Below are 14,335 nucleotides of genomic sequence, written 5' to 3' on the forward strand. Positions count from 1 at the left end.
CCGACCCCTACAGCCGCGGATCCACCGGGTCAGATTCGAGCGCCAGCACCGCCGCGACCGCCTCGTGCACCCGCCACAGCGGCTCGCCCCCAACGAAGCGATCGAGCGCCTCGGCCCCGAGCGCGAACTCGCGCGCAGCGAGCGAGCGTTTGCGCCCGAGGTCGCGCTCCCGGAGGCGCGTGAGGTTCTTCGGCGAGAGGTATTCGGGCCCATAGATGATGCGCAGGTACTCCCGACCGCGCACCTTGAGCCCCGGCTGAACAAGCCCGTTCTTGCCGCGCACGACCGACTGCTCGGGCTTCACCACCATGCCCTCGCCGCCCGCCGCGGTGAGCTCCTCCCACCAGCGCACGCCGGCTTCGACGCTCGCGGGCTGCGCGGGTTCGACGGTGAGCGCCCGCGTGCGGCGCACGAGCTGGGGAGCCGCGTCGGCGAGGCGGTCGGCGATCTGCAAGTGCCAGGGGTGCGGATCGCCGTAGCGGGCACGCCCCCGCGTTGCGAGCACCTGGAACGGTGCAAAACTCACCCCGTCGAGCCCCGCGGTCGGCCAGACGTAGTGGCGGTAGGCGCGTGTGAACGCGTCGGCGTCGGCGAGCCTTTCGGCCGCTCGCTGCTGGAGCGCGGCGACGTCGACCCCGCGGGCGGCCGCGGCCGAAAGCCCCGACACAGCTGCCCCGAGGCCAGACCGCGCAGCGGCCCCAGCCGGCGCATAGACCTGCTTCAGCAGATCCCCTGCCTTTAGCGACCAGGGCAACAGTTCCCCATCGAAGAGCACCCAGTCAGTGTCTAGCTCGCTCCACAGCCCGGCAGCGTCGACGGCCGCGCGAAGCCCCGCGAGAAACTGCTCGGTCGTCGGGCCGTCAAAGAAGGCGCGCCCGGTGCGGGTGTAGACCATGCCGGTGGCCCCGACCGAGCCACCTTCGCCGCCCTCACCACCCGATCCGCCCGCCGCGCCCTCGCCCCCGAAGTACCGCGCCGCAACGTCGGCGTCGCGGCAGAGCAGCACGACCGCGCGCGAGCCCATGTGCTTCTCTTCGCAGACGACCCGCTCAATTCCGGCGGCCTCGAACACCCGGAAGGCCTCGCGCGGGTGCTCGAGATACCCGGGCTCCGCGCTCGTCGGCGAGGGCGCCATGGTCGGCGGCAGGTACGGCAACCACGCGGGCGCGACCGCGAACCGGCTGAGCGTTTCGAACCCGCCGGCCGCCTGCTCCGCACGAATGCCGACGCGGCCGTGGAGTGAGGTCTCGATGACTCGCTTGCCAAGCACGTCGCTCGCGCGCAGTTCGCCGGCGGCGCGCGGGGCCGCAGCACGCGGGGTCGCAGCACCCTCAAGGCCAGAGCCCGCACCAGCAGAGCCCGCACCAGGAGCACCAGCACCAGGAGCACCAGCACCAGCGCGATCCGCCACACTCCCCCGCGGCGCCGCAAGCGGCCTGATCGACTCGGCATACCGCCGCAGCGCAGCAACCTGCACGAGCTCGCGCTCGGGGTAGCGCAACGCAGAGAGCTTGCCGCCGAACACGCAGCCGGTGTCGAGGCACATCACGTTGTTGAACCACTCGGCCTTTTCGACGGGGGTGTGCCCGTGCAGCACGATGGCCTTGCCGCGGTAGTCCGCGGCCCAGTCGAGCCGCACCGGCAGCCCGTATTCGTCGACCTCGCCCGTCGTATCGCCGTAGAGCGCGAAGGCCCGCACGCGACCCGAGCTGCGCCCGTGGTACGCCTCTTTCAGCCCGGCGTGGGCGACGACAAGCGCCCCGTCGTCGAGCACGAGGTGCGAGACGAGCCCGTGCGCCCAGTCGCGCACCTCGCGCCGAAACTCGTCGCTCTCGCCCGCGAGCTCAAGCATGGTCTCTGCGAGCCCGTGGGTGAGCGTTTTTCGTTTGCCATCGAGGGCGGCGACGAGCTTTTCCTCGTGGTTGCCGGGCACCGCGAGCGCATGGCCAGCCTTGTGCATGCCCATCGCGAGCCTGAGCACGCCGGCCGAGTCTGGGCCGCGGTCGACGAGGTCGCCGAGAAACAGCGCGCGGCGCCCCTCGGGGTGGGTCGCGTCGACCGCCCGCCCCGCGTCATCACGCACGATCGCGTAGCCGAGTGCGCCGAGCAGTTCCTCGAGCTCGGCAAGGCAGCCGTGTACGTCGCCAATCACGTCAAACGGGCCGTGGTCGTCGCGGAAGTCGGTGAGGAGTTTGCGTCTGGTGATCCGCACTGATGCGACCTCTTCTGGCGTGCTGAGCACGTGCACGCCGCGCAACCCCTCCCGCCTGAGGCCGCGCATCGAGCGGCGCAACTGGCCCTGCTGCCGGCGAATCACCTTGGCGCCGCGCGGGGTGTCGGCGCGGGCGGCGTCGCGCTCGGTGAGCACCGCCTCGGCGAGGTCGAACACGATCGCGACGGGGAGCACGTCGTGGTCTTTCGCGAGCGCGATGAGCGAGGCGCGCGCGTCGGGCTGCACGTTCGTCGCGTCGATGACGGTGAGCAGCCCCGCCGCGAGGCGCTTCGCCGCGATCGTGTGGAGCAGCTCGAACGCGGGCTGCGTCGCCGCCTGGTTGTTGGGGTCGTTCGACACGATGCCACGGCACTCGTCGCTCGACACCGTCTCGTAACGCCCGAAGTGCTCGCGCGCGAAACTGCTCTTGCCCGAGCCAGACGCCCCAACGAGCAGCACGAGGGCGACCTCGGGAACGGAGATTTCGGTCATGCTGCCCCTCCCTGCGGCATCGCGGTGGATCGCGCCTCGCCGCCAGCCCCCGCGCCCGCTTCGCGACTGAAGACCGCGAGCTGCGTGGCCGCGCCGAGCGCCGTGTCTTCGGGCCCGATGCCCGCGAACTCTACCGAGTAGCCGTGGGCCGACGCGACGCGTTCGGCCCACGCCGAGAACTCAGCGCGGGTCCACTCGAAGCGGTGATCGTGGTTGCGTAGTTCGCCGGCGGCGAGCCCGGGGTAGGCGGCGTTGTATTCGACGTTCGGCGTCGTCACCAGCACGTGCTTCGGCCGCGCGTCGGCGAACACCGTGCGCTCGGCGACGGGGAGCCGTTCGAGGTCAAGGTGCTCGATAACCTCCATGAGTACGATCGCGTCGAAGCCTGCGAGGCGGTCGTCGCGGTAGGTGAGCGAGGCCTGAATGAGCCCCACTTTGTTGCGCAGGGCGTCGGGCGCGCTCTCAAGCCCGAGCCTGCGTGCCGCTTGGTCGAGGGCGCGCGCCGAGACGTCGGCGCCGACGAGCCTGGTGATGCGCGGATCGCGGGCGAGCGGGGCAAGCAGCGCGCCCTGGCCGCAGCCCATGTCGAGCACGCTCGCGGCTCCGAGCTTCGTGAGTTGCGCGTGCACGGCGTCGCGCCGCTGCGTGGCGAGGGAGGGTGCGCGAACCGCGGGCGCTGGCGCGGGGCCTGAGCCGGGGCCGGAGCCAGGGTCTGAGCCGGGGCCGGTTTCGGAGTCTGAGCCGAGGCCGGAGCCGGCGGCCGGGCCTGGACCTGTACGCGCACCTGCCTCCGCACGCCCCGGGGCTTCCTCCCCGGCTCCCTTCGCAGCCTCCTCCGCGGCTCCCTTCGCGGCTTCCCTCGCAGCCTCCTCCGTGGCCTCGATGAGGTCTCGCTGGTGCCGCAGAAAGCGCCGCAGAATGAGCTCGCGCTCGGGGTGGTCACCGAGCCAGCCCCCGCCGTGCCGCAGCAGCTTTTCTGGCTCAGTCTGGTCTGCCCAGTAGTGCTTCGCGTTGTCGAGCACGGGGAGCAACACCGTGAGGTGCTGCAGTGCGTGCTGCAGCACGGCGGTACCTGTCAGTCGCACGTCGAAGATGTTCGCGTCGCCCCACTCCGGCACCTCGGGGTCGAGCGGCAGCGCCCCCGCTTCGACCCGCCACCCGAGCGGGGCGAAGAGTCGCTCGATGAGCTGCTGGCCGTCGGCGCAGGCCACGGTCGGCAGGTGCACCTCGAGGTCGAGCGGCACGTTCACTCGCTCGGGCCGCGCGTCGCAGGTACCGGCGAGCGCCGTGCCATACACGCCGCGAACCGCTCCCGTCAGCAGCGACGACGCAACGTAGGGCCTGTCGTTCACGTACTGGCCGAGCGTGAAACTCTCGAGCGCCGCTCCCTGCCCGCGCAGCAGCCCGATCGGGTCGACCTCGAGCAGCAGCGCAACGGTGCAGCGCACATCGCTCAGCTCGGTGCAGAATACGCTCGTCGCCCCCACCGACAGCTTGCGCGTGTGCGCTCGACCGGGGTGTTTGTGCAGCAGGTACGTGAGGTCTTCGACAGGTTCGGTGGTGGTGCTCAGCGTCAAGTACACAGCCCCATTGTTGCACGCACCGTTGTCGCCTCGTGCTGCCACCCCTTAACCGAGGCTCAGTGCCTCACCCGAGGCGCCTCACCCCAGCACCAGCACCTGCACCTGCACCTGCACCTGCACCTGCACCTGCCCAATCAGACCAGATCCGCACTCCCCAGGCCAAAACCTCAAGCTTTCGACCTACGAACCGCAGTTCACCGATCTACCGCAGAAAAATCCAGCCAAGCACCGGCACCAAGCACCAAGCACCCCTACCGCACCGAGGCCCGCCGCATCGCCAGCCAGGTCCCAAGCAGCGCAAGCAGTGCAACCCCAACGGCCACCGCGGCAAGCACCGGCCGGGTCACCGCGGCCAAGATCTCCCCAGCCTGCGGCACGAAGACGAGCAGCAGCACCACGAGCACCAGCCCGAGGCCGATCGCCGAGATCGTCGGCCCCTTGCTTCCGAACCGCACCCACACGGCACCGAAGTACCCGCCGATGCTCATCGACACGAACGCGATGAGAAACACTGTCGGCGCGAGCACGAGCGGGTCGCCGGCACCGAGCAGGTAGACGTCGAGCGCGTAGATATTTGCGAACCAGTGGTTCGTCGCGAGCTCGAGCCCGAGCAGCACCAGCATGAGTGCGGTGAGGAAGGCGGCGAGAATGGCGTTCGCGATCGCGGTGCCCAGCACGTACGCGCGCCTGGAGGCACCAAGCGCGAGCGCGAACGGATACGTCGTTGCCACGGCCTGCACGCCGTAGTAGATGAGAAAGCCGGGCAGCGCCCAAATCATGCCCGAGTTCATGCGCGCGCCCTCGACGAAGTCGGGCTGCGACGGGTCGAGGCCCGCGCGCTGCAGCACGATTGCGATGAGCGCGGTCATGATAAGCACAGCGCCGACGATCTGCGCTGGCGCGCTGAACATCAGTTGCGGTTTGTTGAGGTGCAGCCTTGTCACCTTGAAGATGCGGTTCATGCGCCTGCCCTTTCCTCGCGAGCCGCGCCCCTGACTACGCTGGCGGGGCTTTCATCACGGTCAACCCCATAGGCAGAGACGAGCCCCTGGAGGGTCACCGGGCCGAGTTCGAGGCCTGCGGCGAGCGCAGCTTCGCGATCCTCCGCGGTGACACCGCCCTCGATAACTTTCGTGGCGAGCCCGCCGACGCGGTGAGTGCTCAGCACGGTGCGACCGGAAACGTAGTCATCGACCGCGCCTGCGGGCCCCGCGACCGAGTGGGCCGCGCTCCGAAGCTCGTCGACGTCTGCGTCGTGCACCACGCGCCCCTGCTCGAGAATCACGACGCGTTCGAGCAGCCGATCCATCTCGTCGATGAGGTGCGTCGACAGCACGATCGTGCGCGGCACCTCCTGGTAGTCGCGCAGCAGCACGTCATAGAAGTAGCCGCGCGCTGTCGCGTCGAGACCAAGGTAGGGCTCGTCGAAAAAGGTGACGGGCGCACGCGACGCGAGCCCAAGCACGATGCCGAGCGCCGAGAGCTGCCCGCGCGAGTACTTCTTCACGACGGTCTTTTTCGGAATGCGAAACAGCCCGACGAGCTCGTCGGCGAGCTCCTGACTCCAGTTGGGGTAGAAGATTCGGGCTGCGCGCAGCGCGTGGATGAGCTTGTAGTCATCGGGGTAGCGCTGATTGTCGCGGATAAAGCAGAGTTTCTCGAGAACCCTGTCGTGCTCGAACGGCTGCTCGCCGTGCACGAGCACTTCGCCCGAGCTCGGACGATCCTGCGCCGTCGCGAGCGACATGAAGGTCGTCTTGCCCGCGCCGTTGCGGCCGAGTAGGCCCGTGATGGTGTTCTCCCGAATGTTCACGGTCACGTCGTCGAGGGCGTGGGTCGCGCCGTAGGTTCGCGTGAGCCCGCGGGCTTCTATCGCGTAGGTCATGTGATTCTCAATCCTGTTGTGGCTGGCCGGGCGCGCGGCCGGCGGTCAGTCGGTTCGTGGCGGATCCGCGGGTGCTGACTCCGCAATGAGGCGAATCAGCGCCTCCCTGTCGAGCCCAATGTTGCGGGCCTCGGCGAGCAGCGGCGCCAAAAAGTCTGTGGCGAAGCGTTCGCGGCGTTCGGCAGCGACGCGGGCGGCCGCCCCGTCTGCGACGAACATGCCGATGCCGCGGCGCTTCACGAGGATGCCCTGGTCAACGAGCAGGCCGAGGCCCTTGCCGGCCGTTGCCGGGTTAATTCGCAGGTAGGCAGCGAGTTCGTTGGTCGAGGGCACCTGCTCACCCTCCGCGTAGCGACCGCGCAGAATGTCGTCGACGATTCCCTCAGCGATCTGCTGAAAGATCGGCTTTGAGTCCTCGAACACACATCACCTCGTCATTCGCGGGCAAGATTTCCCTGTCTGCATCCTATCCACCTCTCTGGTTCATTACTTCACTAATGAACCTACGAGCCTATTGCGACTTTGTCAATCCCCACACGCAGCAAGGCCCCCGACAACCGCACCCGCAACCCAACCGCCCCGACCACCTGCACACCGCAGCCCCGAGCATCGCGGGAGCCCCCGCACCCACAGCCACGATCCCAGCCACGCCCGCGGCAACCGGCTCCCCACCGCCCGAAGGCTCGCGCACCCGGCCCTGCCGTAGATAGGCGATCAGCGCAAGAAATCCCCGAACCCGCGCCCTCGGCCCGATCCACCGCAGATCACCCCCGCTACCGCAGACCCCGGCCCAAGCCCCAAGCCCCAACCCCCGAAGTCCCCGAAGTCCCCGAAGTCCCCGAAGTCTCCGAAGCCTCCGAAGCGCACACAGCACACACAGCAAGGCCCCCGAATCACAGATCCGAGGGCCTCACACAGCAGCAACGAAGCCGCGCCAAAGGGTTACCCCTTAATAGCCTCACTGAGCTTCACGCGGGCACCGGTGCGCATGATGGAGTTCTCGTAGATACGCGATCCGATCCACAGCGCGACCACGATCGACACGAGCAGCACCGCGAGCGACACGATCGGCTCCCACCACGCGGCGTCGCCGAAGTACAGCCGCATCGGCATCGCGGTCGGCGCCGAGAACGGCACGTAACTCATGATGGCGAGCACCTGCGGGTTGTCGAAGAAGATGATGATCAAGAAGAAGGGAATCATCACGAGCATCATCACGGGGCTCGACACCGAGCCGATGTCTTCCTGCCGCGACACGAGCGCGGCGCTCGCGGCGTACAGCCCCGCGACCAACACGAACCCGAACGCGAACAAAATGCCGAACCAGATGAGTGCTGTGCCCAGCTCCCCGAGCAGAATATCTTGCCCGGTCGCGAGCATGCCGACAGAGGCAAGCGCGAGCGCAGCGACAACGGTGCTGAGCGCGAGAATGCTGTTGCCGAGAATCTTGCCGGCGAGCAGCGTGCGGGCCGAGATCGTGGCGAGCAAGATCTCAACGATGCGGGTCTGCTTCTCCTCGACGACGCTCTGCGCGATAGTCATGCCAAACGTCATCGCCGTCATGTAGAACACCATGCCGAACCCCATAGCGATGAGGTAGCCGAGCATGAAGCTCGTCTCGCTCGGGTCGAGCAGTTCGATAGCCGGTGCGGCCGAGAGCGCCTGAATCACGTCGCCAGGAGGGCTGTCGTTCGCGATCACGGTGAGGCCCACCGCGGTGTCGCCTCCAGCCACGATTGCCGCGTCAACGTCGCCGTCGCGCACGAGCTGTTCGGCGGCCGCGCGATCCGCCACCTCGGTCACCTCGAACGCCTCGCCGAGCGCACCCAGCTGCGCCCCCGCGCCGGTGCCGTCACCGGCGACGTCGCCCGCGACGGTCGCGACCTTCGTCGGCCCGCCGAACCCGCCGCTCTGCGACACGAGCCCGCCGATCACCACGCCGGCGAGCACCACGAGCAGCAGAATCGCGGTCGAGATGACGAACGCCTTGCTGCGCAGCCGCGTCATGATCTCGCGCTCGGCGACGATCCACGCACCCTGCGGGGCAGAAAGCTGCCGCTGCGCCGCACCGCCAGCCGCACCGCCAGCGGCCCCGCCAGCACCACCCACACCCGCGGGCCGAATCTGTGTGTCGCTCATCGAATGACCTCCTGGAAAATCTGGGCGAGGGAAGGGGTGACCGGGGCGAAGCTGCGCACGGCGGTCGATTCCTGCTGCACGGCGAGCGCGAGCACCGCCTGCGCGGCCGCTTCGCTGTCGGCTTCGAACCTGGCGAAGCCGCCGTCGAGGTGAGTGACCGACACGCCTGGCTGCTCGCGCACCCAGCCCGCGTCTGCCGCGGCACCCGCGAGGTCGAGCTCGAAGACCCGACCGGCGTGCTCGGCGCGCAGCCCCTCGCGGGAGCCCTGCGCGCGAATCTTGCCGCCGCCGATCACGACGACGTCGTCGCACAGCCGTTCAACGATGTCGAGCTGGTGCGACGAGAAGAGCACGGGCGCCCCATTCGCCGCGAAGTCTTGCAGCACCCCGAGCACAACCTCGACGGCCATCGGGTCGAGCCCGGAGAACGGTTCGTCGAGCACGAGCGCGATCGGCTCGTGCACGAGCGCCGCGGCGATCTGGGCGCGCTGCTGGTTGCCGAGCGAGAGGCTCTCGAGCGTATCTCCGGCGCGCTCGGCGAGGCCAAGCCGCACGAGCAGTTCGTTCGCCGACGTGCGCGCCGCGCCGGTCGACATGCCGTGCAGCCGGCCGAGGTAGACGAGCTGGTCGAGCACCGCCATCTTGGGGTAGAGCCCACGCTCCTCAGGCATGTAGCCGAACCGCGCGCGGTCGGCCGCGGTGAGTTCGGTGCCGTCGAGGCTCACCGCGCCGCGGTCGGCCGAGAGCACGCCGAGCAGGATCCGCATCGTCGTCGTCTTGCCCGCGCCGTTCGCCCCGACGAACCCCGTCATTCTGCCGCCCTCGACGCCGAAGCTCACGTCGTCGAGCACCAGGCGATCACCGAAGCTGCGGGAGATTCCCGAGATCTCAATCATCTTGCCCCTTTCGTTGCTTCAAGGCTATGGGGGCGGATCGGCGAGGCGCCTCCCCCATCCGACTGAATCTGGCGGCACGGCGCAGGCACGGTGCAGGCACGGCGCAGGCACGGCGCAGGCACAGCGAAGGCACCACGCAGGCGCAGCCGCGGTGCGACCGCCCGGTGCGATCGCCCGGCGCTACCGCGGTGCGACCGCCCGGCGCTTCCCCCGCCAGACGGAGGCGGCCCCGCGCGCGAACGCCTACGCTTAGAGCATGAGTGAACAGCCCGCGCCGAGCCCCGAGCGCGCCCAGCCGGGCTCGACGCTCACGGCAACACCAGCTGGCGGAACACCGGCAGACGCCGCAGCACCGACACCAACACCGACACCGACACCGCCCCGGCCCGCTCGCGGCGGTTGGCGGGGCACGCTGCGCAGCTGGGCCATTCCGCATTCGGTTCCCGTCGGCGCACAGTGGGCGCGGCCCCGCCCCGGCCGCGCGGCGCTGCGCCTCGACGTATTGCTCGCGCTCACCCTCGCGGTCAGCGCGACCACCACGTCGCTGCTCTACGCGCGCATGGGCATGTTCGGGGACCCACCCGCGCTCTGGGTGTGGATCCTGGGCCTCGCACTCTGCACCCTGCCACTCGCGGCCAGGCGCATCGCCCCCGTTCCCGTCGCGATCGTCATCGCGATCGGGTTTTTCGTGTGCGGCGAATTCGCGGTTCCCGAGGTGCTCATCATCAACATCTCGCTGTTCATCGCGATGTACACGGTGACCGCGTGGGAGCCGAGGCGCACGTTCGCCGTGTGGAGTCTCATCGCCATCACCGTCGCGATGCTCACCTGGCTCGTGATCTCGCTCATCATCGCGTCGTCGTCGACCGACGACTTTTTCGGCGCCCCGCGCTCGGGTATCTTCTCGGCGTTCGCCACCTACGCGGTGATCCAGATCATCACCAACCTGTTGTATTTCGGCGGCGCGATCTGGTTTGGGCAGCGCGCATGGGTGGCCGCCCGCACGCAGGCGAAACTCGTCGCACAGGGCAGGGAGCTCGAGCTCGAGCGGCAGACGAGCGCCGCCCAGGCGGTGGCCCTCGACCGCATCTCCGTCGCCCGCGAGCTGCACGATGTGGTCGCCCACCACGTGTCGGTGATGGGCATTCAGGCGGCGGCGGCGCGGCGCAGCCTCGAGCGAGACCCAGACCGAGCCGCGCAGGCGCTCGCGGTTGTCGAAGACAGCGCACACGCGACGGTCACCGAGCTCAGGCGGCTCGTGCACACGCTGCGCACCCCCGAGACCGAGGGCGGTTCGACCACCGTCGGCATCGCGCACCTGCCGCTGCTCGTCGCCGAGTCGCAGGGGGCAGGCGTGCCAACGACACTCATCGTCGCCGGGCAGTCCCGGCCGCTCCCGCTCATGGTCGACGTGTCGCTGTATCGCGTCGCCCAAGAGGCGCTCACCAACGTGCGCAAGCACGCGGGGCGCGGCGCCGAGGCTTCCGTGAGGATCCGTTTCATGGGCGATGCCGTAGAGCTCGAGGTGAGCGACACCGGCATCGCTCGCAGGCTCACGTCGACCGGCGAGCGCGCGGCGAGCCCCGAGAGCGGCGACGGTGGGCTCGGGCTGCGCGGCATGCGCGAGCGCATGGGTGCGGTCGGCGGTACCGTGTCGGCGGGCCGCCGCGAGCGTGAAGGGTTCATGGTGCGCGCACGCGTGCCGCTCACCGATTGGACAGAGGCAACCGCGTGACTACCGCTACCCAGGCCACTATCCGCGTGCTCATCGCCGACGATCAGGCGCTGGTGCGCTCAGGTTTTCGCATCATTCTCGAGTCAGAGCCCGACATCGAGGTGGTGGGCGAGGCCGCGAATGGCGCCGAGGCGGTCGCACTCGCGGCGAGCCTCGCCCCCGACGTCATTTGTATGGATGTTGAGATGCCCGAGATGAACGGCATCGAGGCTTCGCGGCGGATCCTCGGGCCCCAGATGTCTCACCTGCCCCCGGATTCCACCCGAGCAGCCGCCCCAGTGGCGGCCGCTCATGCCCCCGCCGTGCTCATTCTCACCACGTTCGGGCACGACGAGTACCTGTTCGACGCGCTCGCTGCGGGAGTCAGCGGGTTTCTGCTGAAGACCTCGCGCGCCGAACAACTCATCGATGCCGTGCGCGTGATCGCGGGGGGCGGGTCGCTGCTCGGGCCCGAGGTTACGGGTGCGGTGCTCAGCCGCGTTCGGCGGGCGCCGGGCCTCGGCGCGGCGCATGCCAACGGCACGGCACCAGCGCCGGAGCGAACGCCTGCGGCTGCGACGGGGGCCGATGAGGCCGCCTCGCTGACCGAGTCAGCGGCCCTCGAACTCGCCATGGACGCCGCGGGCCTCACCCCGCGCGAGCGCGCGGTGCTGCTGCAGCTCGCGGGCGGCCACACGAACGCCGAGATCGCGCAGGCGCTCTTCCTCGGCGAGGCGACGGTCAAGACGCACGTCTCAAACGTGCTGCAAAAGCTCGGCGTGCGCGACCGGCTGCAGGCCGTCGTGTGGGCACACACCCGCGGCTAGCGCACCCGGCTCGGGCCGCTCGCGCCGCAGGCGACCTACGCCGCTGCGGCCTTCTGGGCTGCGAGGTCGACGAACACGGCCGTGTTGAAGGAGTACGCGGTGCGCACCTCTTCGATCATGCGCTGCTGCTCGTCTTCGCCGAGGGTCTCGCCGATGCGGTCGAGCCCGTCGCGGTACGTCTCCTTGAACGCCTTCAGGTCGCCGAGCGACGCAAAGTTGTAGAACTCAATGCCTGCGCTCTCAAAGCCGTGCTGCCGCGCAACGCGCTTCGCGATGATCTGCCCACCCGACAGGTCTCCGAGGTAGCGGGTGTAGTGGTGAGCGACCACGCCCGGGAGCCAGCCCTCGGCTGCAACCTCGCGGATCCGCGCGGCGTACTCAGCGCTCGCCGGCACCGGGCGAATCTCCTCGCGCCAGTTCGCCCCGAGCAGGTGTTCGAGGTCGACCTCGAGCGTGCCGAGGCGCACGAGCGCCGCGGGGTGAAGGTCAGCGTACGCGGGGTCGGCAGCGAGCAGCTGCGACGCCTCCTCGAGGGCCTCGTACATGAAGTAGTGCTGGGCGACGAGGTCGATGTAATCCTGCTTCGAGGCGACACCGCGCATGATGTCTTCCATGAAGTTCGCGCCCTCGCTGCTCGAGTGGTCAGACCACGAGCTCTCGCGCACCACGCGCGAGAACGGCTTCGGGCCGTCGCCCTCGGCGGGCGCTGCTGGTGCACCGTGCGGGTGCGGGCCGTGCGGGTGCGCGCCGTGCGGGTTGCCGTGACCGTGCTCACCGTGGCCGCCGTGCGCGGCCTGCTCGGCGGGCGCGTGCTCGTCGCGTGCGGGCACGCCGAGCTTCTCGCACGCAGCGTTGTAGAGCTCGACCACCTGGCGGCGCACCTGGGGGCGCTCCGTGATCGGCGCGCCGGGCCACTCCACGCGCAGCTCGTGCTCGCCCGAGGCGTCGGTGACCCGCCAGAGACCAGCCTGCGCATCGAGGCCGAGCATGGTGCTCGCAGTCGCCTCGGGGTACCCGAATGCCTTCGCGATCAGCAGGCTGTCATCGCGATGGTCGTCATTCATGTGGCCCGTAACGGCAGAAATCACTGCGGCATCAAAATTCATCACATCTTTCATTCTATGCTCCTCACGCCCGTAATGACACTGGGAGTCGGCCGGGCACAGCCACACCGGAAGCGGCACGGAGTATCATCGAGTGATTCGTGCTCCCGCGCGCCTGCGGGTCGAGATTGGCGGTTTCGTGTTTTCCAGAGTCAAACGAGTTGGCCCCCTGGCGGCGATTGGCATGCTCGCGGTGGTGGGGCTCACCCTCACAGCCTGCACCGGGAGCAACGCCGGGTCGGGCAACTCAGACCAGAACACGGTGACGCAAGAGCTCGCATCAGCGGTTGACGACGCGGTTGCGAACGCTCTCGCGCTGAGCGGATCGACCGAGGCCGTCGTCGGCGTCTGGCAGGGCGACGATGCCGCCTATGTGCGCGGCTACGGCGACGGCGTGACCGCGGCGACGACCTTCCGCGGGGCTCAGGCTGCGCAGCCGGTCGTGTGCGCACTGCTGCTCGACATGGTCGGCAAAGATCAGCTCGCGCTCGGGCGCAAGGTCGAGAAAGACCTCGCACGCCAGCCAGGCATCACCGATGTCACGTATGCGCAGCTCTGCGATCAGACGTCTGGTCTCGACGATTACAAGGCCGCGTTCGCCGACCGGTTCGCGAACAACCCGACGCGACCGTGGCCTGAGCAAGAGCTCATCGCCAACGGCCTCGCGAGCTCGCCGCTGCCGTGGCCTGGCAAGAACGTCTACCTCTCTGACACGAACGCCATCGTTCTCGATCGCGCGATTCGGCTGAACTCGCGCGAGAACAGTGACGAACTGCTGCGGCGCCAGGTGTTCGAGCCAGCGGGCATGACCGCGACAAGCTACCCAAAGAGCTTCAGCGACACCGAGCTCCCCGCGGGTAGCCTCAAGCCCCTGACCTACCCGAGCTCGGGTGGCGCCCCCGTGTGCGATGCCGGTGTCACCGAAGTGCAGGCGCTGTCGCCGTCGATGATTCGGGGCGCGGGAGCGACGCTCACCACGGTCACCGACCTCAAAGATTTTTACGCGAAGTACCTCTCGGGCGGCTTCGGCGGCGAGCAGGGCGCGAAGGCTGTCGCTGAGTTCCGCCCCGCGAACAACCCCGAGCGCGACGAGGCGGGCGAGCCGACGACCGAGCCCGACACCGCTGGCACGCAGATGGGCTTCGGCGTCGAGAAGGTTGGGCCGCTCGCGGGCCGCAGCGGCGCCATGACAGGTTCGCTCACCGCGGCCTACTCCGACCCGGAGACCGGTCTCACGGTCGTCGTCGCGCTGAACAACTCGTCTGCTGGCGCGACGTTCGCGCAGGCGCTGGCGTTCCAACTCGCTGCACTCACGGGCGCTGAGCTGCCGTGGTCGGCCGAAGATCAGGGCGCCCGCCTCGGCGAGCTCGCGGTCTGCCAGGCGGCGCCAGAGGCCGAGCCCGAGGGCTAAAAGTCGCGGCGTGCCGCTTCCGGTTCGGAGCGGCACGCTGTGTTCTGCTACGCTCGTGTGGTGCGGGAGTTTC

General features: G+C 69.2%; 11 protein-coding genes. 3 read left to right on the forward strand and 8 right to left on the reverse strand.

All coding sequences use genetic code 11. From position 1 onward, the window contains the following. Positions 1-7: 7 nt before the first annotated feature. The 7 genes from ABD115_RS07885 to ABD115_RS07915 form a co-directional block, all read right to left on the reverse strand. The gene (locus ABD115_RS07885) at positions 8-2,704 is read right to left on the reverse strand and encodes a polynucleotide kinase-phosphatase (RefSeq protein ID WP_343960000.1); all 2,697 of its coding nucleotides are present in this window, start codon (positions 2,702-2,704) and stop codon (positions 8-10) included. Beyond that, positions 2,701-4,287, reverse strand: a complete 1,587-nt coding sequence (locus ABD115_RS07890) for a methyltransferase (protein ID WP_343960002.1) — start codon at positions 4,285-4,287, stop codon at positions 2,701-2,703. Before ABD115_RS07890 ends, ABD115_RS07885 begins: the two co-directional genes overlap by 4 nt. A 251-nt stretch (positions 4,288-4,538) precedes the next feature. Beyond that, positions 4,539-5,249 carry a hypothetical protein gene (locus ABD115_RS07895; protein WP_343960004.1) on the reverse strand — a complete coding sequence of 237 codons (711 nt, stop codon included), beginning with the start codon at positions 5,247-5,249 and terminating at the stop codon, positions 4,539-4,541. Beyond that, a complete protein-coding gene (locus ABD115_RS07900; RefSeq protein ID WP_343960005.1) occupies positions 5,246-6,172 on the reverse strand; it encodes an ABC transporter ATP-binding protein in 927 nt (308 codons plus the stop codon). Before ABD115_RS07900 ends, ABD115_RS07895 begins: the two co-directional genes overlap by 4 nt. A gap of 45 nt (positions 6,173-6,217) precedes the next feature. Then, complete coding sequence (locus ABD115_RS07905) at positions 6,218-6,595, reverse strand: GntR family transcriptional regulator (protein WP_343960007.1); 378 nt, start codon at positions 6,593-6,595, stop codon at positions 6,218-6,220. A gap of 519 nt (positions 6,596-7,114) precedes the next feature. Then, positions 7,115-8,311: an ABC transporter permease gene (locus ABD115_RS07910; protein WP_343960009.1), complete on the reverse strand. Its 1,197-nt coding sequence runs from the start codon at positions 8,309-8,311 to the stop codon at positions 7,115-7,117. Beyond that, complete coding sequence (locus tag ABD115_RS07915) at positions 8,308-9,207, reverse strand: ABC transporter ATP-binding protein (protein WP_343960011.1); 900 nt, start codon at positions 9,205-9,207, stop codon at positions 8,308-8,310. Before ABD115_RS07915 ends, ABD115_RS07910 begins: the two co-directional genes overlap by 4 nt. 256 nt (positions 9,208-9,463) lie before the next feature. Here ABD115_RS07915 and ABD115_RS07920 point away from each other — a divergent pair, with 256 nt between their 5' ends. Both ABD115_RS07920 and ABD115_RS07925 read left to right on the forward strand, forming a co-directional pair. Then, on the forward strand, positions 9,464-10,942 hold the full coding sequence (locus tag ABD115_RS07920; protein WP_343960013.1) for a sensor histidine kinase: 1,479 nt from the start codon (positions 9,464-9,466) through the stop codon (positions 10,940-10,942). Next, entirely contained in the window at positions 10,939-11,748 is an 810-nt protein-coding gene (locus ABD115_RS07925; RefSeq protein WP_343960016.1) for a response regulator, read from the forward strand. Before ABD115_RS07920 ends, ABD115_RS07925 begins: the two co-directional genes overlap by 4 nt. 35 nt (positions 11,749-11,783) lie before the next feature. Here the strand turns inward: ABD115_RS07925 and ABD115_RS07930 are convergent, their stop codons facing one another. After that, entirely contained in the window at positions 11,784-12,854 is a 1,071-nt protein-coding gene (locus ABD115_RS07930; protein WP_343960090.1) for a biliverdin-producing heme oxygenase, read from the reverse strand. 91 nt (positions 12,855-12,945) lie between these two features. Between ABD115_RS07930 and ABD115_RS07935 the strand changes: the two genes are divergently transcribed. Continuing rightward, positions 12,946-14,262: a serine hydrolase domain-containing protein gene (locus ABD115_RS07935; protein WP_343960019.1), complete on the forward strand. Its 1,317-nt coding sequence runs from the start codon at positions 12,946-12,948 to the stop codon at positions 14,260-14,262. The last annotated feature ends 73 nt before the right edge of the window (positions 14,263-14,335 follow it).

Source organism: Leucobacter albus (assembly GCF_039528015.1).
Classification (GTDB): domain Bacteria; phylum Actinomycetota; class Actinomycetes; order Actinomycetales; family Microbacteriaceae; genus Leucobacter; species Leucobacter albus.